We start from the raw sequence: 19,817 nt of genomic DNA on the forward strand, positions 1-19,817 counted from the left end.
CCCTCTGTCCGCCGCCCGCGCAGATGCTGGCTCAATGTAGCGTCCGCGTGACGCTGTGTCCGTTCGGTCCCGGCGGGCACCAGCACGGCCCGGCTGATGTCCGACCTGTCCAGTTCCGGGGATCCGGCCCTGAGTCGGGACAGGTCGGTCACCCGCACTCCCCCGTTCGCGAGGTCTCTCGCGACGACGCCTCGCCTCGGTCACCCCGCCGTCTCGGCCGCGCTGAGCACCGCCGCCAGCGCCAGACCCAGCAGCGCGAAGAGCAGCAGGCCGATGCTGCGGCCGACCCAGCGGAACTTGCGGCGGGCCACGAGGGCGTTGGCCCAGATCTGGTCCACGACGGCGGCCACCAACGCGTCCTCGTCCCGCAGCAACTCGGTCAGCCGGTCGCTGTAGTCGGAATGACTCGCGGAGTAGGCCCGGCCTATGTGGTCGTAGAAGATCAGGCTGGTGGGCATGGTGCCGACGGTGAGCTGTTGTCTGGGCCACAGCACCAGCCCCGCGGTGAGCCCTGCCGCCACGGTGCACACAGCGGACACCGCCGCCGCGGAGGTGAACCAGACCGAGCGATCGCCGCCGCCGGTGGCCAGGCTGTACAGGACGCCGGCGACCACTCCGGCCGCCGTGAGAGTCGTGGCGGCCTTCGCCTCCGCGTGTTTGGTCCAGTCCCGGATGGTGTCCAGGATCCGCCAGGCGTTGTCCGATCCCGCCTGCGGAGGGACGACGTCCGCCGCCGTGGGCTCTCCTGCCATCGCTTGGCTTCCTTCCGCATCGGCTCCGAACCACCAATCGTTTCCAACGAAGGGAGGATTCATACCTTTGGCGCGCCACTGGCGCCCGGGCACCCGAACCGGGTTCCCGGCGCGGTCCACGCACGGGAACCCGGGTGTGCCGGATCAGGGATCAGCGGTAGCAGTAGGCGGTCTCGCTGGTCGCCCCCATGGTGGTCCTGACGAGGTAGCCGACGCTGTCGGCGCCGCCGTGCACGTTGGCCGGTACGGTGAACGACACGGTCCTGCTGCGCTGGTCCACCGGGGAGCTGCTCGCCACGGCGAGGTCCCTGGTGCCGGCGAACGTGGTGACGTACAGGGCCGTCGCCCCGGGGCCGCTGTCGTTGACCCGGGCCGTGACGGTCACCGACTGGTTGTGGAAGGTGACCGAGATGTGGTCGGCGCCGCTGGAGGAGCTGCCGACCGCCGGGCAGGACTGGGCCGCCACGGCCGGGAGCGCGGAGGACGGTGCGGCGGCCGTCGCGCCCAGGGCCAGTGCCGACACGGCCGACATGGCCAGAAGCGAGATCGTGTTCTTGCGGATCATGGTTCGTGTTCCTTTCCGGCATGACGATGTGTCACGCATGGGTGAGGGGTTCAGGCCAGGACCGCCAGAAGGCCGCCGCCTGCTGCGGACGACCACGGTTCGGGCTTGCCACCACCCTGCGGACCGGCACCGGGCCACCGCCAGAGGCGCCCCGTATTCCTCCCGGTCGTTGCCCGGAATACACGGCTGACCTGCGACGGAGCGGTCGTGGGGAAAACCCGCGAGGAGTACGCCGCCCAGCCGGTTGCCGCGGGTGCACGCATGCGGGCGCCATGGGCGCGCTCCCTCGCCGGGCTCTGCGTTCATGCGCCGGGTGAATCCGGCACGTCACCGCACCCGCGGTCGTTCGGGGCGGCCGATGCTCTTGGACGTGAAGCAGAAATCCGGCGCTCGCCGCGCGTTCCCCCTCCCCGTCCGTCTGCTCTACCTGCTGTGCCTGCTCCCTGTGCTGGCCCTGCTGCCCCCGTCGACCCCCGCTGCCACCACCCCGGTCCGGGCCGCGCCGTCAGCCCTGCCCGGCGGGAAGACCACCTTTGTCGTCGCCACCGCGAAACTTCACAACGGCACGATCTACGACAACTGGACACAGCTCGGCTGGTACCGCTTCGACGCGTCGACCGGCCAGGTCCGGGCGGAGACCTTCGTATGGCGGCAGAACGCGCCCGCGGACCGGCTCCGGCGCGAACGGGCCGGGACCCTGCCCGACGCCGAGTGCAGCGGAGGCGCCGGGCAGGTGACCCGCTGCCAGGTCATGACCGCCCCCGGCTACTCGGCTCAGTCCTCGCCCCAGCCCCCCGTGCAGCGCACCGGCGGATACGTTCTGCGCTCGCAGAACGGCACCACCTACCTCGACATCCGCTGGCCCCGAGGCGTCACCGAGACCTGGTCGGTGCATCCCCTGTCCGCCCTGGTGCGACTGGAGTGGGTCAGCTCCAACAACAGCACCGCGGGATACGCGTACGGCAGCAACGCCCCGATCAGCGAACGGCGGGGCATGGACACGGTGCGGGGGCACGGAACACTGCCGTACACGAGCACCGGCTGGACCCGGGACACGGTCAAGAAGGAGGTGCACTCGGGGTTCCAGCCCTCGCTCTACCAGCGCTGCCCCACCACCACCTGGTGCCTGACCCACTTCCAGAAGACCAGCACGGTCTGCGACTGCGGCCAGGACCGTCCGGCGACCTCGATCGAGTACTACATCACCCGGGTCAGCAGCAGGGACAGGCGGGACACCCAGTGGCACTGGTGCTCCTGCCTGGTGCGGGACCACGGCACCTGCTACGCGGGCAACTCCCACATCAAGCCGCTGCTCCAGATCATCGACGACGACCACCGGTTCCGTGGCTACGTGGGAGCTGAGGCGTCGTTCTACCCCTATGAGACGACGGACCACACTGACCCCCGGCGTCAGGACATGCTCGGTGTCTTCCGGTTCGCCGAAGTGGGGTGACCCGTGGAGCACAGCGGGGAGCCGGCGTCACAGGACTTCGGCGCGAGGATGAGGGCGCTGCGGGAAGCCCGCGGCCTGTCGCTCAGCGAACTCGCGGTCGCCGTCAACTACAGCAAGAGCCACCTGTCCAACGTGGAGAACGGACGGAAACGCCCGCACCGGGCCCTGGCCGAACGGCTGGACACCGCGCTCGGCGCGACGGGCGAGCTGACCCGGCTGTGCCCCCGGTCCACGGCACGGCCCGGTCAGCTTCCCGGGCCGTGTCCCTACCGAGGGCTCGCTCCCTTCACCCAGAGCGAGGAGCGCTGGTTCTTCGGCCGGGAGGACGCGACCGGATCACTGCTGGCGAAGGTCCAGGAGGCGGTCCGTGCGGGCCGGGGCACGGTGGTACTGCTCGGTGCTTCCGGAGTGGGGAAGTCGTCGCTGGTGAGGGCCGGCCTGCTGCCACGCCTGGCGGAGCAGGCGGCCGGCGCGCCGACCGAGGAAGCGGCCCTCACCCCGGTCGTGGTCACGCCGACCGCACGGCCCGTCGAGCACCTGGCGGCCGCGCTCGCGGAACCGCTGGGGCGCCCGGCCGCCGACCTGGCCGACGTACTGGCCGCGGGTCGTTTCCCCGAGGGCGGCGAGAGGCTGCTGCTCGTCGTGGACCAGTGGGAGGAGGTGTTCGCGCTGTGCGCCGACGCCGCGCAGCGCGCCGCGTATGTGACGGCGGTGTGCCGGGCACCGTTCGCCGTCCTGGCGGTGCGCGCTGACTTCTACGACCGGTGCCTGGCCCATCCCGATCTCGCGGAGGCGCTGGCGGAAGGGTCGGTGCCGCTGGGCGCGATGTCGCGCGCGCAACTGCTGCGGGCCGTGCAGCGACCCGCCGAACTCGCACGACTGCGCGTGGAGCCGGAACTGGTCCGGCGGCTGCTGGAGGATCTCGACCCCACCGGCCGCGGCTGGGAACCGAGCAGTCTGCCTCTGCTGTCCCATGCGCTGTTGACGACGTGGCAGCACCGCACGGGCCCTGACCTGACCGTGCAGGGCTATGAGAAGGGCGGCGGTCTGCGCCGCGCGATCGCCGAGAGCGCGGAGGCGGTCTACCAGGAGCTGTCCGCGACCGAGCGGGAGAGCGCACGGCACCTGCTGCTGGAACTGGTGCAGGTGGGAGAGCAGGGAGCCGACACTCGCCGCAGGTCCCGGCTGGACCGGCTGGCGCCCGGGCAACGGGACGTGGCCGAGGCGTTCACCCGGGCGCGGCTGTTGACCTGTCAGGACGCGACGGTCGAGCTGAGCCACGAGGCCGTGCTGTGGGCCTGGCCCCGCCTCGCGGGCTGGATCGACGCCGACCGTGCGGGACTGCGGCTTCGGCAACGCATCGCGGATGGGGCGCTGGCCTGGGAGCGGGCGGGGCGAGCGGAGGAACTGCTGTTGCAGGGTGCCGCGCTGGCGCTGGCCTGCCAGTGGGCCGCCGACCACCCCGGGCCTGAGGCGCTGCCGGCCCGGGACCGGGCCTATCTGGAGGCTTCGGGGCAGGCGGCGCAACGTGGGGTGCGCCGACTGCGCCGGCTGCTGGTGGCCTTGGCCGGCGTGACGGCACTCGCGGTCCTGGCGAGTGTGCTGGCCGGGTTGGGCCTGGCCCGGGCCCGCGAGGAAACCACGAAAGCCCGGGCCGGGCAGGCGGCCGCGGTCGCGGGCCGGTTGCTGGCCACCGACCCGGGGCGGGCGGCAGCGCTGGCGGTCGCCGCACACCGGTACGCACCGGATTCCCGTGCGGCCGAGGAGGCGGTCGCGGCGGCGGCCGGCGTACCGGTGGCCCGTCGTCTGACGGGCGCCGGCGGCAGACGGCTCTCCGCCCTCGCGGTGAGCCGGCCGACGCAGGGCAGGCCGGCGCTGCTGGCGAGCGGAACCGAGGACGGGCTGCTCACCCTGCGCGGCGCGTACGCCGACCACGGCCTGCCGGCCGGCGGGCCCGCATGGCACCACCGGATCGGACGCGACACCGCGACCACGGTGTACGGGCTGGCCTTCAGCCAGGACGGAAGCACGCTGATCGCCGGGACCGGCGATCGAGTACTGCTGTGGCAGGTGAGGCACCGGCCCCAGCCGCACCTCGCTGACGGCAGGGTGCTGTGGCGGGCCCCCGAGCGGGACCGGGGCAGTGTGAGCGATCTGCGGCTGTCCCCCGACGGCACGGCCCTGGCGGCGGCAGTGACGCACCCCGCGGGTGGATACGTGCTGGTGTGGGACTGCGACGCCCATGGCCCACGAGGCGGCCCGGTCAGCACCCTCAGGCTGCCGAACCCCCACCCGAAAGCCCGGACTCCGTCCAAGGACTGGCAGAAGTACGGCAATCCCTACGCTGTCTCGTTCTCCGCCAACGGACGGCTCCTCTCCGCGGCCGGCTCCCACCGCAGTGCCACCGGACGGGATCGGGGGGGCGCCGCCGTGTGGCGGCGCCCAGCGGACGTGGGAGGGGCCGAGTTCGCCCCGCAGGGGACGCTGCGTCTGAGAACCAGCGCCCCCGAGGCCACCCTCTCACCGGACGGAGAGCGGCTGGCCGTGTCCGTCGGCGACGGTTCCCTGCGCATCTGCCCCGTGGCCGGACTGCGAGAACCCTTCGTCTGCGAGGGCGCCGTCGACGCGCCGCGCCTGGGCGAGTACGCGGCGGGAATGGCCTACAGCCCCGACGGCAGGCTTCTGGCGGAGGCCGACCACAACGGCCCGGTCCGGCTGCGCGACGGGCTCACCGGGCGTCCGCTGCTCACCCTGCCCCATCCGGGCAGCCTCGTCTCTCTCGCGTTCTCCCCCACCGGCGACCTGCTGCTGGCAGGTGCCGGTCGCAGCGACGAGATGAGTGCCTGGAGACTGCCCCTCGACACTCTGCTCGGGCACACCGCACCGGTCGTGGCATCGGCCATGCCGGCGACCGGAACGTGGCTGGCCACCGCCGACCGGCACACCGTGGGGCTGTGGGACACGAGCAGCCACGAGAGGCGACCCGTCGCCGAACTGCGTCCCGCCGACCATCTGTCGGCCACGGGGGAGGTGACGGCCCTGGCCACCGACCGCGAAGGCACCCGCTTGGCCGTGGCGACGAGCGACAACGTGGTCCTGCTCTACGCCGTCTCCGGCCGTGCCCGCCTCCGCTACCTCGGTACGGCCGGAGCGCTCTCCACGCTGCGTCCGGTGTACTCGGTGGCCCTCTCCCCCACCGGCGACCGGCTCGCCTTCGGCAACGACGAGAAGGACGTCCAGCTGTTCGACGTACCTCTGGCGCCGGGTGAGCGCCCGCCTGCTCCCGTAGCCCGTCTCACACTCGCTCCCGCCGACCGAAGCCATGTGCTGTCGCTCGCCTTCTCCTCCGGCGGGGACCGCCTGGTGGGAGGCACCGAGCGGGGTGGACTGGCCGTGTGGACCACCCGGCAGGCGACCACCGCCGAAAGGGCGAGGTCCGGTGAGCCGCCGAACACTCCCGCCCTGCACGTCCTGTCGGCCCACGCCGACGGGGTCACCTCGGTTGCCCTCCTCGGCACGTCAGGTTCCCGCCTGGCCACCGGCGACCAGCAGGGCACCGTGAGGCTCTGGCGCTGGAACGACTCCGCGACGCTGCCCCTGTCCCCGGTGGGCGACGCGGCAGCCGTGCACACCGGCGCCGTCACCGCGCTCACGGCCACCCGTGACGGCACCCGCGCGGCCAGCTCCTCCACGGACGGCTCCGCCGTCGTGTGGGACACCACCACCGGCGTTCCGCGCGTCCGCTACCGGCTGGACGTCCAGGACGAGTCGCTCACCTCGGCCCGCCTCGCCCCGACCGGCGATCACCTGTGGACCACGGGCACGGCCACCGCCCGCCGCTGGCCCACCTCCTACGCCGCCGCGACGACGGCACTGTGCCAGATCCTGGGCGAGACCGGCGTACATCCCACGGACGCCCGCCTGTTGCCGCGTGCCGGGACGGAAAGCCCGTGCGGTTGACCGGGCCGCTCAGAGGTGGCCGTCCAAGAGGTTTCGTACCTCGGCGATGGTCATGGGCCCGTTGCCGTGCGCCACTGCCTCGCCCTCCTTCAGCAGGACGCAGGACGGGGCACCGGTGATCCCGTAGCGCTCGGTCGCCGCCGGACAGCGCGAGATGTCGGTGCGGACGACCGTCAGGCGGTCGGTGTGGTCGTCGGCGATGGCACCCACGACGAGGTCCATCGCCCGGCAGGGCTCGATCGCCTTGGGCCACGTCCCGATGAAGTAGGCGAGGACCGGAACTCCGCTCATCCGGAGGATGAAGTCGAACTCCGCGTCCTCACGGGGTCGGTGAACCCGCTTCGCCATGCAAGCCCCTGGTCTCATGTTCGGTCGTTCCACCCCCATCATCCCTTGCGGAACCAGCCGCGGTGCCACGGCCGCGGGCGGCGGACATGCCCGTCAGCCGCGCCGAAGACCGACCGCCAGCGTCAGTTCGAGGACCCGCTGCGGCGATGCGAGATCCGGGAACAGCTCCCGCAGCTGCGACATCCGGTACCGGACGGTCTGGGGATGCACGAACAGCGCCGCCGCCACCTCGTCCCGTCTGCCCTGGTGCAGCAGCCACTCCCGCAGCGTCTCCTCCAGGCGGCGGGCGGTCGCGGCAGGCAGGGTCCGCAGCGGTGCGAGGGCTCGGGCGCGCAGGTCCGCGTACGCGTCCACGTCGGCGCTCAGCACCAGCTCGGGCAGGTGGTCCTCGGTGTCGTGGATGTCGGAGGAGAGGGAGCGTGCGCGGGCGGCTCGTGCGTACGAGGCGGAGGCGCGCGTCCAGGGCCGGGGCGGGCCGACCACGGCGGCGCGGTCGGTCAGCTGCCGCAGAAGGTGTGATCGGTCGGCATCGGGGACGAGCAGCACACCGGTGGCGTCCGGCAGATCGTCGAGGACGAGGGTGCTCGGGTCGAGGGTGCGGTAGGCGGGCCGGGCCTGGCCTGCGGGCAGCAGGACGGCGGTCAGCGACAGGGGCGGCTGCCACCCGGCCCGCTGGGCGGAGACCAGCAGCACGTCCGGGCTCGCGCCGGCGAGGAGGTCGCGGGCCAGGTGCTCCAGGTGGCGCTCGTGGTCCCTGCCCCGGGCGGCCAGCTCGTCGGCGTGGCCCGCGGCGCTCGCGGCGGAGAGCTCGTCGATGTAGGCGAAGGTCAGCTCGGCGAACTTGGCGACCTCGGCGGCGGGCAGACCCGCGGGTACGGCACCTGCCGCGAGGCCTCGCCAGGCCACTCGGGCGCCGACGCGGTAGGCGCTGAGCAGGGCGTCCATCGAGCGGCCGTCGCGGACTTCGCCACGGCCCAGTTCGTAGGCCGCGTCGCCGCCGTCGCCTGCGGTGGCGTTCCCGCTGGCGAGGTCCAGGTAGTGGCCCAGGGCGGTGCGGACGGCTCGGCGGATGGTGGCGCCCATGTGGCCCGACAGGGCGTTGGCGTACGAGGGGACCTCGTCGATGATCGCCTGCACGACCTCGTCGGCGGTGGTCTTCAGCGCGGCCCGAAGCGCGGTGACCGTCGTCTCATCCAGGGCCAGCTCGCTGGCCCTCCGGCTTACTTGGCTCACGTTTTTATTCCCTGCGAACAATTCCACCGACCAGATTCACGTCCTTCGGTCAGGACTTTACGCCCTGAGACGCAGCAAGCTGGAGCCATGACGAGTACTGCCCTCCGCAGCAGGGCGTGGAAACTGCTGGAGATGGTCACGACGCCGCTGCTGCCGTCGGACTACCTCGACCTGGTCAGCCCGCTGCGTGCGGGCGCGGACCTGCGGGGGCGTATCGAGGCCGTACACCCCGAGACGGGTGACGCGGCGACCATCGTGATCAGACCGGGCCGCGGCTGGCGCCGCCACACGGCCGGTCAGTACGTGCGGGTCGGGGTCGACGTCGACGGGGTGCGCCTGTGGCGTGCCTACTCCCTCACCTCGCCGACGCACCGCGCGGACGGCCGCGTCACGATCACCGTGAAGGCGATCCCGGACGGCAAGGTCAGCAACCACCTGGTGCGCAGGGCGAAACCGGGCACGCTGATCCAGCTCGACCAGGCGACCGGTGACTTCGTGCTGCCGCGGGCCAAGCCCGCCAAGGTGCTCTATCTGACGGCCGGCAGCGGCATCACGCCCGTGATGGGCATGCTGCGCGACACCGAGTTCGACGACGCCGTCATGGTCCACTGCGCGCCCCGGCCGCACGACGTGATCTTCCGCAACGAGCTCCACGACCTGGTCGCGGACAAGAAGCTCCGGCTCACCGAGGTGCACACCGACACCGACGGCATGCTCGACATCGCCCGGCTCGACGAACTCGTACCGGACTGGACCGAGCGCGAGACCTGGGCCTGCGGACCCGCGGGCCTGCTCGACGCCGCCGAGAAGCACTGGAGCGAGCACGGCGTCCCCGAGCGTCTGCACATCGAACGCTTCCGCCCCAGCATCGTCGTCGCCGGCGACGGCGGCGAGGTCACGTTCAGCGCCACCGGCAAGAGGGTCGACGCGGACGGCGCCACGCCGTTGCTGGACGTCGGCGAGGAGGCCGGCGTGCTCATGCCCTCCGGGTGCCGCATGGGCATCTGCTTCGGCTGCATCACACCGCTCAAGGCGGGCGCCGTCCGCGACCTGCGCACCGGCGAGATCACCGAGGCCGAGCCGGGCGTCCTCATCCAGACCTGTGTGTCCGCCGCGGCGGGCCCCTGCGACATCGAACGGTAGGAACACCTTGACCGCTATCGACCCCACCGCCCACCTCACCGCGGAGCAGATCGAGGAACTGGGCCGCGAGCTGGACGCGATCCGCGACGAGGTGATCGCGAGCCGCGGCGAGAAAGACGCCGCGTACATCCGCAAGGTCATCTCGGCGCAGCGCAAGCTGGAGCTGGTCAGCAGGGGCGTGCTGCTGTTCTCGATGTTCCCGCCCGCGTGGCTGATCGGCACCGCCGGTCTCTCGGTGGCGAAGATCATGGACAACATGGAGATCGGCCACAACGTCCTGCACGGCCAGTGGGACTGGATGCGCGACCCGAAGATCCACTCCACCACCTGGGAATGGGACCACGTCTCGCCGTCCGACCAGTGGAAGCACTCGCACAACGAGCTGCACCACACGTACACCAACGTCATCGGCAAGGACAACGACCTCGGCTACGGCATCATGCGCGTCGACGAGGACCAGAAGTGGCATCCGTTCCACCTCGGCCAGCCGCTGTGGAACTTCATCAACGCCTGCTTCTTCGAGTACGGCATCGCGGCGTACGACCTGGAACTCGGCAAGAACCTGAACAAGCGCCGCCGCAAGAACCCGGAGTTCCGCGCGCGGGCCAAGGCCGTGGGCCGCAAGATCCGCAAGCAGGTGCTCAAGGACTACGTGATCCATCCGCTGCTGTCGGGCCCGTCGTTCCTCCCCACGCTCGGCGCCACGTTCACCGCGAACCTGGTCCGTAACCTCTGGTCCCACTCGGTGATCATGTGCGGGCACTTCCCCGAGGGCGTACAGGTATTCGAACGCCGGTCCATCAAGGGCGAGACGCGCGGCCAGTGGTACCTGCGCCAGATGATGGGCTCGGCGAACATCAGCGGCAGCAAGGCCATGCACTTCATGACCGGCAACCTGTCCCACCAGATCGAGCACCACCTCTTCCCGGACCTGCCGAGCAACCGGTACGCCGAGGTCGCGGTGAAGGTGCGCGCGCTCTTCGAGAAGTACGAGCTGGAGTACGTGACCGGCCCGCTGCCCAAGCAGGTCTTCTCCGCGTGGCGCAAGGTCGTCCGGCTCTCGCTGCCGAACAAGACGAACAAGACCAACAAGGCGAACAACGAGCCCATGGTCGAAACGGCGGAACGCGAGCAGGAGCTCGTCGTCGCCTGATTCAGGACAAGGACTGCCAGGCCGGCCCCAGCCCTAGCTCGGTGCGGCCGCCCTGGCGGCCTGCTCGATTTTCGCGCGGTACGACGCGCGGGCTTCCTCGTCGATCCGCTGCTCGTACTCGGGGCGCAGCCCGGTGCGGCCGTCGAGGCTCTCGCGCAGGATGTCGGCGTGCCCGGCATGCCGGATGGACTCGCCGAGGACATGGACCATGACGGCGAACAGGTTCGTGTTGGGGTGAGGCTCCGACCACCACGGCACATGGCCGGGAGCGTCGAGGGGAAGTTCTTTGATCGTCGCGTCCGAGTGTTCCCACGTGCGGCGGTAGAACCCTATGATCTGATCGCGTGTCTCGTCCTCGGCCGCCCACAGATCGTCTCCGTCGTAGTCCTGCCACCGGGGCAGCGGTTCCGGTGAAGGGCGGTCGAAGACCTCGCCGAAGTACCTGGCCTCGACGGTGGCCACGTGCTTGACCAGGCCGAGGAGGTTGGTCCCGGTCGCCGTCAGAGGTCGGCGGGCGTCGTACTCGGACAGACCGTCGAGTTTCCAGAGGAGCGCCTCGCGGTCCCGGCGCAGTCTGTTGTGCAGGTTGCTTTTCGCGAACTCATCGATCATGGGGCATGAGCCTGCCATGGGCTGATCGTGGTCTCAAGATCGTATGCGGTGCCTGTTGGCCCGGGCCCCGTCCCGTCGTGTGCCTGCGCCGAGACGTCGTCGGTCAGGACCGGTCAGGATCGGAGAAGCCTCGGAGGCCGTGCCTGTCCTAGCGTGATGGTCATGGCAACCAAGACTTCCACCGCGGCCGACATCTCCCTCACCTCCGTCACCCTGGAGGTGACCGACCTCGACGCCGCCGACGCCTTCTACCGCGCGTTCGGCGTGGACGCATACGTGCACCTCCAGGCGTCCGACGCTCCTTCCACCGGGTTCCGCGGCTTCACGGTCGCGCTCACGGTCTCCCAGCCGGGCACCGTCGACGGCTTCGTCAGCGCCGCCGTGGACGCCGGCGCCACCGTGCTCAAGTCCCCCTCGAAGTCCTTCTGGGGCTACGCCGGCGTCGTCCAGGCGCCGGACGGCACGATCTGGAAGATCGCGACCTCGGCGAAGAAGGACACCGGCCCCGCGACCCGCACGGTCGACGAGGTGGTCCTCCTCCTCGGCGTCGAGGACGTGAAGGCCACCAAGCAGTGCTACGTCGGGCAGGGCCTGAGCGTGGCCAAGAGCTTCGGCGGCAAGTACGTCGAGTTCACCCCCGGTCGACACAGCCTCGTGAAGCTGGCGCTGTACAAGCGCACCGCCCTGGCCAAGGATCTCGGCGTCGCGGCCGACGGCACCGGCTCGCATCGTGTCGTCCTCGGCGGCGCCGGCGACGGCTTCACCGACCTGGACGGCTTCGTGTGGGAGGCCGCGCCGACCGCCGCCAAGCCGTGAGCGGTGCCTGAGGGATGTGCCCGGTCATCCGACCTCCCCTCGACGCCGAAAGATTTCGACAGTTCCACACTCACCCCAAAAGGGACACGAGGGGTTGGCGGCGCCGCAATGGCCCTGTTCAATGGCGCCGTTTGTGACCGGGCCGGCGGAAGGGTCGACTCCAGTGCAGCACCTCGGCGGTACCGCCCCGAGCATCCTCACCTTCGCTTCCGGGCACGCGATACTCGATCCCCTGACGGGCGCCCCCGTCCAGTTCGTCGACGAAGCGGCCCCCGCCCGTCTGTTCCTCCTCAACGACGTTGCCACCCCCTGGCATTCGGTGGAGCACCAGTGGGGGTCGGGGCACCTGGTCACCGACCGGGGCGGCGCTCGCTGGCACACGCCCGCCGAACTGCGTACAACCAAAGACGGGGCGGTCGAAGCGGTGCACACACCGCTGCCCGGGCTTCGCGTGGAGATACACCGGCACGTGCGCGAGGGCGTGCTGTGCGAGCGGTACACCGTCGTGAACACGGCCGAGGAACCGCTCACCATCACCGGCCTGGGCGTTCAGACGCCCTTCGCCGATCTGTACGACGGAGCCGAGGCCTCCCTTGAACAGGCCGTGCACGCACATCTGTTCACCGGCGGGACGTGGGCATGGGCGCTCGCGCAGCCGATGTCCGGGGAAGGCCAGTGCCTGGGTCTGATCGTGCGGGAGGGGGCCGTGCACGCCTACTCGGTGGAGTCGCGCAACCAGAACTCTCTGTCCAATGTCCGCGGTCATCTGGTGCTGCTCGCCACCGACCAGGCGCGCAACCCGGAGGCGTTCGGCGGACAGCCGGTGCTCCGCCTCGGCCCCGGCGAGTCGACGACCCTGGCGTGGGAACTGGGCTGGTACGACTCCGTCGAGGACTTCACCGCCGCGACCCGCCCGCCGGCCGTGCTGTCCGCGTACGCCGCCGAGCTCGGGGAGCCGATCCTGGTCGAGGCGTCCTCGGTGAGCAGCCCGGATCCGGAGGTGACCGTGGAGCGCGCGGCGCAGGGCCGTTACCGCGTGGGAGCCTCCCGGCACGGCAGCTACCGCCTGGACCTCGCCGACGGCGCCCGCACGGAGGTGCTGTTCCATCTGCCGCTGGACGAGGTCGTGCGGCGCCGGGTCGCGTACATCACGCGCCACCAGCGGGCCCGCGAACGGCCCGGGCTGCTGCGCCACGGATTCGTCCCGGTGGACACCCGAACCGGCCTGACCCAGGCGAGCAACGGCTGGGCGGACTGGACGGACGGTTCCGAACGGATCGCGATGCCGCTGCTGCTCCAGGCCGCCGTCGCCCGCGGGCTCGCGGACGTGGCGGAGATCGACCCCTTGCTGGAGGGCTGGGCCGCCTTCGCCCGGCGCCATCTGCTCGACGACACCGCCGCCCCGCGCCGCGGCTCCCAGACCTGGCACACCGGGCCCCGGCTCTACGACACCCCGTGGCTGGCCCGCTTCTTCCACGACCGGCACCGGTTCCACGGCCGATCGGACGACCTCGACCTTGCCGCCCGGATCCTGGAGCGCAGCTTCGAACTCGGTGGCGCCGGCCATCTGTCGATCGGCCTCTCCCCCACGACGCTCGCGGTGTGCGCCGCTCTGGAGACGGACGCCCAGCCCGACCGCGCCGACAATCTGCGTGACCGACTCATCGGCAGCGCGCGGACGTTCGTGGCGGCGGGCCGCCAACTGCCCGCCCACGAGGTCGCGTACGAACAGTCCATCGTGGCGCCGCTCCTCGACCTCCTGACCGATGCCCACACCCTGACCGGCGACCCGCTCTTCCATGACGCGATCGCCGAACGGCTGCCGTGGCTCCTGGCCTTCGGCGGTCCTCAGCCCCACGCCCGGCTGCACGGCATCGCCATCCGGCACTGGGACGGCTACTGGTTCGGCGCCAACCGGCTGTGGGGCGACGTCTTCCCCCACTACTGGAGCACGCTGACAGCCGTGACCCTGCTGCGTCTGCCGGCCACGCTGCGCACCGCCGCGACCGACCGCGTCGCCGAAGGCGTCCTGCGCGCCAACATGGCGAACTACTCCGAAGACGGCTCTGCCACCTGCGCCTTCGTCATGCCCTCGACGGTCGACGGCAGAGCGGCCCACACCGCCGACCCACTCGCCAACGACCAGGACTGGCATCTGCTGTTGTGGTTGCAGGCGCGGGAGCAGGAGCGCGCCGTAGCGTCCAGGTGGGCGGCGCCGACGCCGCCGAGGGACGAACGGAAGGCCTCGCGAGGGGGTGTGGTCACAGCCTGATGGCCGGCCAGACGGTCACGGCAGCGGTGGCGATGAGTCCGATGTTGAGCGCGATCCGGCGGTCTCCATCGGTCAGGTGCAGGGCGATCGCACCGGCCTGAAGGAGGACGAAGCCGATGGCCGCGGCCGGCGCCAGCGCGGGCGCGATGCCGGTCAGCGGTGGCAGGACCAGGCCGAGCGCGCCGAGTATCTCGACCGTCCCCAGCGTCCTGAGGGCGGGCAACGGGATGCGGTCGACCCAGGCCATCATCGGACGGAGCTGATCGCGGCTGCGGACCACCTTCAGCGTGCCCGCGTAGCAGTAGAAGAGGGCGAGCAGGCCCGCGAGGAGCCAGTAGGCGGTGTTCATCGTTTCCGTTCTCCGTGGAGGCGCTGTTCCGTCGCGTGGGGTTCAGGCGAGGTGGGCGGCGGGTTCGGTGGCGTAGCGGCTCATCGCGTCGATGGTGGCCTGTCGTGTCAGCGGCCGGTCGTCGGCGAACGCTGCCTGGAGGTCTCGGAAGTACTGCACGTACAGGTCGGGCGTGAAGGTGCTGAGCAGGACGGCGGGCTGGTCGGTCACGTTGGCGAAGGTGTGCGGGGTACCTGGCGGCACCATCACGAGCGTGCCTGCCGTGGCGTCGTGGTCATCGTTTCCGACGGTGAACCGCACGGTGCCGGACAGGACGTAGAACCCCTCGTCGTGTCGGGCGTGCCGGTGCTGCGGCGGCCCCTGGGTGCGGGGGGCGAGCACGGACTCGGCGACCGCGAGCCGGTGCCCGGTGTGGCTGCCGTCCTCCAGAACACGCATGCGCGTGGTGCCCAGAACGATCGTCTCGCCGTCACCGGGACCCACCACCGACAGGCCGGGGCCCGCTACCGGCTCACTGCTCTTCGCTTCTTCGGTCATGCTCACGAGTGCACCGCCGGGAGCACGCCCGTGTCCAAGACCCATCCCGCGGCGCCGATACCCCGTGGGTATCGTGGCAGCGTGGAGCTACGGACCTTGCGCTATTTCGTGGCGGTCGCCGAGGAACTCCACTTCGGCCGGGCCGCCACCCGACTGCACATGAGCCAGCCGCCGCTGAGCCGGGCGATCAAGCAGTTGGAGGCCGACGTCGGGGCCCTGCTCTTCGCCCGCTCGCCGACCGGCGTCACGCTCACGCCGGTGGGCACGGTGCTGCTCGACGAGGCGCGCGCCCTGCTCGACCATGCCGAGCGCGTTCGTGTACGCGTCAGCGCGGCGGCCGGCGTCGCGACCATCACCGTCGGCATCCTGGGCGACGGCACCGACCCGGGTGCGTCCAGGCTGGCCGCGGCCTACCGCCGCAAGCACCCCGGCGTCGACGTCGTCGTCCGCGACACCGACCTGACCGATCCGACGTGCGGACTGCGCGCCGGGCTGGTCGACGTCGCCCTGACCCGGGCGCCGTTCGACGAGACCGCCCTGACGGTGCGTGCACTGCGAGCCGATCCGGTCGGCGTGGTCCTGCGCGCCGACGATCCGCTGGCCCGTCACGACCGCCTGCGGCTGGCCGAGCTGGCCGACCGCCGCTGGTTCCAGTTCCCGCAAGGCACCGACCCCGCCTGGCAGGCGTACTGGAACGGCGGCAAGCCGCGCGAGGGCCCGATCGTGCGCGCCGTCCAGGAATGCCTCCAGGCCGTGCTGTGGAACGGCACGGTCGGCCTGGCCCCGCTCGGGCACGACCTGCCCCCGGAGCTGGCCGTGGTACCGCTGATCGACATGGCCCCGAGCCGGGTGGTGGCGGCGTGGAACGCGGATGACACCAACCCGTTGATCCGGTCCTTCGTCGACATCGCGACAGCCGCGTACCGCGACTGAGCACGGGCACACTGCCCGCGCACCCACACGTTCCTCGCACGACTCCCCACTCGTCCGTCCGGCAAGGAGCCCTCCCGGTGGCCCACACGACACCCGACACATGGAACACGTACTACGCCGACGGCGGCGCGTTCCGTCCGCTCGGTGACGCGGAACGACACCTGCTCGCCCAGCACGCCCCCGCACCGGACGGCGCCCTCGCCCTGGATGTCGGCTGCGGGCTCGGGGAGTTGGCCCGTCATCTGGCCGCCGCCGGATACACCGTCGATGCCGTGGACCACTCCGGCACCGCCCTCGCCCGTGCCCACGCCGACACCGCCCCCGACACACCCGTCACCTACCTGCTGCACGACATCGAACACGACGACACCCGCGGACTGCCCCACCCCGCGTACGACCTGATCACCTGCCGTCTGAGCTGGGCGTTCATCCATGACCGCACCCGCGTGACGAACCGGCTGCGCGAACGCCTGCGCCCCGGCGGCACCCTGTGCGTCATCACGCCCGTCGCCTCCGCCGTCCCCGACGACAAGCGCGGAATCGCCCTCGACGAGGAGGAGATCGGTCTGCTGTCCGCAGGCTGGAAGGTCGCCGACCGCCACGACGCCGACGGCCTGGCGTTCCTCGTGCTGCGCGAGCCGATCACACAGCCGGTCCGGTGCGCCGCCAAGGGGCGGCCGTCCCCGCATGCCCTGACCGGGGCCGGCGTCGTCGTCACCGACGCACGGGGCCGGATCCTGTTCGGCTGGTCCGCCCGTCGCGAGGTGTGGGAACTTCCCGGGGGAAAGAACGACGCCGATGAGGACTTCGTCGCCGCGGCCGTGCGGGAGCTGGAGGAAGAGACCGGGCTGGTCGCCGACCCGGAGGATGCGCGGCTGCTGGCCCTGCTGATGGACTCCGTCCATGGCATCCCCCGGCTGACGGCCGCCGTCCACGTATCCGCCTTCAGTGGCGAACCGGCCGTGCGCGAACCGGACTTGATCCGGCGGTGGGAGTGGATGGAGCCCGCCGACCTGCCCCACCTTGCCCAGCCGCTGTTCACACCGAGCGCGCACGTCGTCAACACCGTCCGGCCCGGCCTGCTGCCCGACCTGCCGCCCGTCCACCGCTATCCGATCACCGCCGCCGCAGCCCCTGCGCCCACCGAACAGGCCGCAGGAGCCGACGAGTTGCAGTAGGCGATGCCCGAACGGTGATCTACGACGGCTACCGACAGCGGCCGGCGTCAGGTGTACTCCTGGTTGATCGACTGGAGAGAGATTTCGAGGATGTGGACGTGGGCCGGTGCGACCAGCACCTGCACCACCTGGTCCGCGACATCCGCCGCCAACAGCCCCTTCTGCCGCTGCCCGTCGGCCATGCGCTTGCGGAGTTCCGGTCGGGTGATGCCGGCGCCTTCGTTGGTGAGGGTGAATCCGGGAGAGACGGTGGTGACGCGCACGCCGGCCGCCGCCAGTTCGAGGCGCAGTCCGGCACTGATTCTGTCGACCGCCGCCTTGGAGGCGGCGTAGACCGACTGTGCCGGGTGCCGGACCCGTTGGCCCGCCAGCGAGCTGATGTTGATGATCTGGCCGGCCTCACCGCGGGTGAGGAACGGCAGCGCGGCTCTGGTGACGTCGAGCAGCCCGAGTACGTTGACGTCGAGGAGTTCCTGCCATTGTTCGCGTTCACCGTCCGCGACGGTGTCCAGACGAACGATGCCGGCGTTGTTGACCAGAGCGTCGAAGGCGCCTGTCCGGGCGCCGATTCGGCTGATCGCCTCGGCGGTCGCGGACGCGGAACGCAGATCCGCCGGCACGGGCAGCCCGCCCGTGCGGGCCACGGCGTCCGCCAGCCGCGCGCCGGGGCGAGCGAGCAGGAGCGGCACGGCTCCGGCGGCCGAGAGCGCCTCCGCGATGGCCAGTCCGATGCCGGCCGACGCCCCCGTGACCAGAACGCGTCTTCCGTTCAACGTGCGTGTACGCAAGGTCAGTTCCGTCCCGTCGTCGTGCGCGGTCGTCGTGCCGTCGTCCCATGTTCCAATGTCCGGGGGGTGATCTCCATGGACGTGCTGGCGTTGGAGCTGGAGACGGCGGTCGTTGACGCCGTGTCTGCGGGGTACCGGATCTGGCGGTCGGTGTTCGCGGCCCGGGGCAAGCTGCTGACCAGTGACGACTGGGCTGGGGTGCTGGCGCGGTCGATGTCCTCGGGGTCGTCGGTGGGTGGGGTGACAAGGGACCTCCTGAGTTCCCGCGGCGGGTGCCGCGGCAGCGACTTACCCGACAGGGAGGAGCTGGACGCCGTCGCGGCGACGGCATGGGAACCGCTGATCCGCCAGGGCACGGCTCAGGACGGCGTACGGGAGTGGCTGCACCAGGCCGCGCGGATCGGGATGCGCTGCGTCGCCTTCAGCGTCACCTGCCCCGCCCTGGTCGAGGAGAGCCTGCACCGGCTCGGTTGGGGCGAGTTGGCCGTGGCGAGCGACTTGGACGAGGTGCTCGCGATGGCACCGGGACGACAGGGCACGGACATCCGCCGGCCCAGTCCGGTCACCTTGGTCAGCGGATCCCCTTGGCTCATCGAGCTGTTCCATGAGCACGGGGCACGGTGCCTGGCGGTCGCGAACAAGTTCTCGTCGTACCTGGTCGAGCCGGTGCCCGGCGTGGCGCTGGTACAGCCACGGTTCATGAGTCTGCCGGCAGCTCTGGATTCGCTGCACGACAGCGAGAGGGGCCCGCGCGGGGCGACCGCGCCGCAGCGCGAGCGGCTGTGGGGAAGTATGGCGGGACTGGCCCTCGGTGACAGCGTGGGCAAGCTCGTCGACAAGCGGCCGGCGCCGCGACTCGATCGGGAGACCGAGGAGCTTCTGGCCGACCTGACCTCGGGACGGGAGCCGCCGGCGGGTTTCACCGGACGGGTCACCGACGAGACGGCGCTGCTGTTCGCATCGCTCGACGTCCTTCGCGCGCAACGGCGCATGTCCCGGGACGCGTTCGAGGCGGTGCTGCGCCGGATCAACCCGCTGGGCGGACGGCAGATCTACAAGCTCCGGGCACGGCGGGACCTGTTCAGCGTCGCCGAGGACGGGGTGACCAACGGCTGCATCTCGCGATGCGTACCGCTGGCGTATCTGTACGGACCGGAATCCTGCGGCGATCTGGTCTTCGAGGTCCACAAGCTGGTGTCGGTGACTCACCTTTCCCCGGACTCGATGATGGCCGCTTTGGTGTTCACCCTGCTCCTGTCGGGCTTGCTTCGCGGTGAACCCCCTGATGTCGCGGTCGAGTTGCCGTTTCGCGTGGCGCAGACCCTCAGGCGCCTCGTGCCGGGCGGCGACGCCGTACTGGAGGCGCTGCGTGCGGCGGCGGTCGTACCGGGTGACCGGCAACCCGCCGACGTGGTGGACCGCGTCGAGGACGAGTTCGGAATGGCTGTGGAGGCCAGGTCGTCGGTGATCGCGGCCATCGCGCTCGCGGTGGCCGACTGTCCCATGGCGGCCACGACGGGGCTGCTGCTGCGTCGGCGCGGAAGCTGGGATCTCGACTCGACGGCCGCGCTCTACCTGGCGCTCGCGGGGGCCGTGCGACCGGCCGAGGTCCCCGCGAAGTGGGTGTCCAGGATCGAGGCGAGGACCGGCCGCAATCTGGCCGTGGAGGCGCGGATGGTGGATACCGTCCGTACCGAAACGATCAACGCTGGTTCCTGACGGCCG

Annotated in this window: 17 protein-coding genes; 9 read left to right on the top strand and 8 right to left on the bottom strand. The window is 71.2% G+C overall.

Annotation, left to right across the window (positions count from 1 at the left end; genetic code table 11):
• Positions 1 to 200: 200 nt before the first annotated feature.
• Both ACIHIX_RS26120 and ACIHIX_RS26125 read right to left on the bottom strand, forming a co-directional pair.
• Positions 201 to 752, bottom strand: coding sequence for a Pycsar system effector family protein (locus tag ACIHIX_RS26120; protein ID WP_399960108.1), 552 nt, complete (start codon positions 750 to 752; stop codon positions 201 to 203).
• 151 nt (positions 753 to 903) lie between these two features.
• Positions 904 to 1,317 carry a hypothetical protein gene (locus ACIHIX_RS26125; RefSeq protein WP_399960110.1) on the bottom strand — a complete coding sequence of 138 codons (414 nt, stop codon included), beginning with the start codon at positions 1,315 to 1,317 and terminating at the stop codon, positions 904 to 906.
• Between the two features lie 370 nt (positions 1,318 to 1,687).
• Here ACIHIX_RS26125 and ACIHIX_RS26130 point away from each other — a divergent pair, with 370 nt between their 5' ends.
• Positions 1,688 to 2,770 carry a hypothetical protein gene (locus ACIHIX_RS26130; protein ID WP_399960112.1) on the top strand — a complete coding sequence of 361 codons (1,083 nt, stop codon included), beginning with the start codon at positions 1,688 to 1,690 and terminating at the stop codon, positions 2,768 to 2,770.
• Between the two features lie 3 nt (positions 2,771 to 2,773).
• Entirely contained in the window at positions 2,774 to 6,730 is a 3,957-nt protein-coding gene (locus ACIHIX_RS26135) for a helix-turn-helix domain-containing protein (RefSeq protein ID WP_399960114.1), read from the top strand.
• Between the two features lie 9 nt (positions 6,731 to 6,739).
• Here ACIHIX_RS26135 and ACIHIX_RS26140 read toward each other — a convergent pair whose 3' ends face one another.
• Positions 6,740 to 7,078 (bottom strand): thioredoxin family protein, encoded by a 339-nt coding sequence (locus ACIHIX_RS26140; protein ID WP_399960115.1) that lies wholly within the window; start codon positions 7,076 to 7,078, stop codon positions 6,740 to 6,742.
• A 93-nt stretch (positions 7,079 to 7,171) separates the two neighbouring features.
• The gene (locus ACIHIX_RS26145; RefSeq protein ID WP_399960117.1) at positions 7,172 to 8,311 is read right to left on the bottom strand and encodes a helix-turn-helix domain-containing protein; all 1,140 of its coding nucleotides are present in this window, start codon (positions 8,309 to 8,311) and stop codon (positions 7,172 to 7,174) included.
• 87 nt (positions 8,312 to 8,398) lie between these two features.
• Here ACIHIX_RS26145 and ACIHIX_RS26150 point away from each other — a divergent pair, with 87 nt between their 5' ends.
• Together ACIHIX_RS26150 and ACIHIX_RS26155 are read left to right on the top strand one after the other, a co-directional pair.
• Positions 8,399 to 9,454: a ferredoxin reductase gene (locus ACIHIX_RS26150; protein WP_399960119.1), complete on the top strand. Its 1,056-nt coding sequence runs from the start codon at positions 8,399 to 8,401 to the stop codon at positions 9,452 to 9,454.
• Between the two features lie 7 nt (positions 9,455 to 9,461).
• Positions 9,462 to 10,607, top strand: coding sequence for a fatty acid desaturase family protein (locus ACIHIX_RS26155; RefSeq protein WP_399960121.1), 1,146 nt, complete (start codon positions 9,462 to 9,464; stop codon positions 10,605 to 10,607).
• A gap of 33 nt (positions 10,608 to 10,640) precedes the next feature.
• On the opposite strand, the gene ACIHIX_RS26160 is transcribed toward ACIHIX_RS26155, so the two are convergent.
• Complete coding sequence (locus ACIHIX_RS26160) at positions 10,641 to 11,219, bottom strand: DinB family protein (protein ID WP_399960123.1); 579 nt, start codon at positions 11,217 to 11,219, stop codon at positions 10,641 to 10,643.
• A 156-nt stretch (positions 11,220 to 11,375) separates the two neighbouring features.
• On the opposite strand from ACIHIX_RS26160, the gene ACIHIX_RS26165 reads away from it, so the two are divergent.
• Both ACIHIX_RS26165 and ACIHIX_RS26170 read left to right on the top strand, forming a co-directional pair.
• Positions 11,376 to 12,035: a glyoxalase gene (locus tag ACIHIX_RS26165; protein ID WP_399960125.1), complete on the top strand. Its 660-nt coding sequence runs from the start codon at positions 11,376 to 11,378 to the stop codon at positions 12,033 to 12,035.
• Between the two features lie 163 nt (positions 12,036 to 12,198).
• A complete protein-coding gene (locus ACIHIX_RS26170) occupies positions 12,199 to 14,307 on the top strand; it encodes a hypothetical protein (protein ID WP_399960127.1) in 2,109 nt (702 codons plus the stop codon).
• Here the strand turns inward: ACIHIX_RS26170 and ACIHIX_RS26175 are convergent.
• Together ACIHIX_RS26175 and ACIHIX_RS26180 are read right to left on the bottom strand one after the other, a co-directional pair.
• Positions 14,297 to 14,656, bottom strand: a complete 360-nt coding sequence (locus ACIHIX_RS26175; protein WP_399960129.1) for a DoxX family protein — start codon at positions 14,654 to 14,656, stop codon at positions 14,297 to 14,299. The genes ACIHIX_RS26170 and ACIHIX_RS26175 overlap by 11 nt on opposite strands.
• A gap of 42 nt (positions 14,657 to 14,698) precedes the next feature.
• Positions 14,699 to 15,193 (bottom strand): cupin domain-containing protein, encoded by a 495-nt coding sequence (locus tag ACIHIX_RS26180; protein ID WP_399960131.1) that lies wholly within the window; start codon positions 15,191 to 15,193, stop codon positions 14,699 to 14,701.
• An 81-nt stretch (positions 15,194 to 15,274) separates the two neighbouring features.
• Between ACIHIX_RS26180 and ACIHIX_RS26185 the strand changes: the two genes are divergently transcribed.
• Positions 15,275 to 16,126: a LysR family transcriptional regulator gene (locus tag ACIHIX_RS26185; RefSeq protein WP_399960133.1), complete on the top strand. Its 852-nt coding sequence runs from the start codon at positions 15,275 to 15,277 to the stop codon at positions 16,124 to 16,126.
• A 77-nt stretch (positions 16,127 to 16,203) separates the two neighbouring features.
• Complete coding sequence (locus tag ACIHIX_RS26190) at positions 16,204 to 17,304, top strand: bifunctional class I SAM-dependent methyltransferase/NUDIX hydrolase (RefSeq protein ID WP_399960135.1); 1,101 nt, start codon at positions 16,204 to 16,206, stop codon at positions 17,302 to 17,304.
• Positions 17,305 to 17,351: 47 nt separating this feature from the next.
• On the opposite strand, the gene ACIHIX_RS26195 is transcribed toward ACIHIX_RS26190, so the two are convergent.
• Positions 17,352 to 18,092, bottom strand: coding sequence for an SDR family oxidoreductase (locus ACIHIX_RS26195; RefSeq protein WP_399960137.1), 741 nt, complete (start codon positions 18,090 to 18,092; stop codon positions 17,352 to 17,354).
• Between the two features lie 75 nt (positions 18,093 to 18,167).
• On the opposite strand from ACIHIX_RS26195, the gene ACIHIX_RS26200 reads away from it, so the two are divergent.
• Positions 18,168 to 19,811, top strand: a complete 1,644-nt coding sequence (locus ACIHIX_RS26200) for an ADP-ribosylglycohydrolase family protein (protein WP_399960220.1) — start codon at positions 18,168 to 18,170, stop codon at positions 19,809 to 19,811.
• Positions 19,812 to 19,817: the final 6 nt, after the last annotated feature.

The sequence above is a fragment of the Streptomyces sp. NPDC051913 genome, assembly GCF_044593635.1.
Lineage (GTDB): Bacteria > Actinomycetota > Actinomycetes > Streptomycetales > Streptomycetaceae > Streptomyces.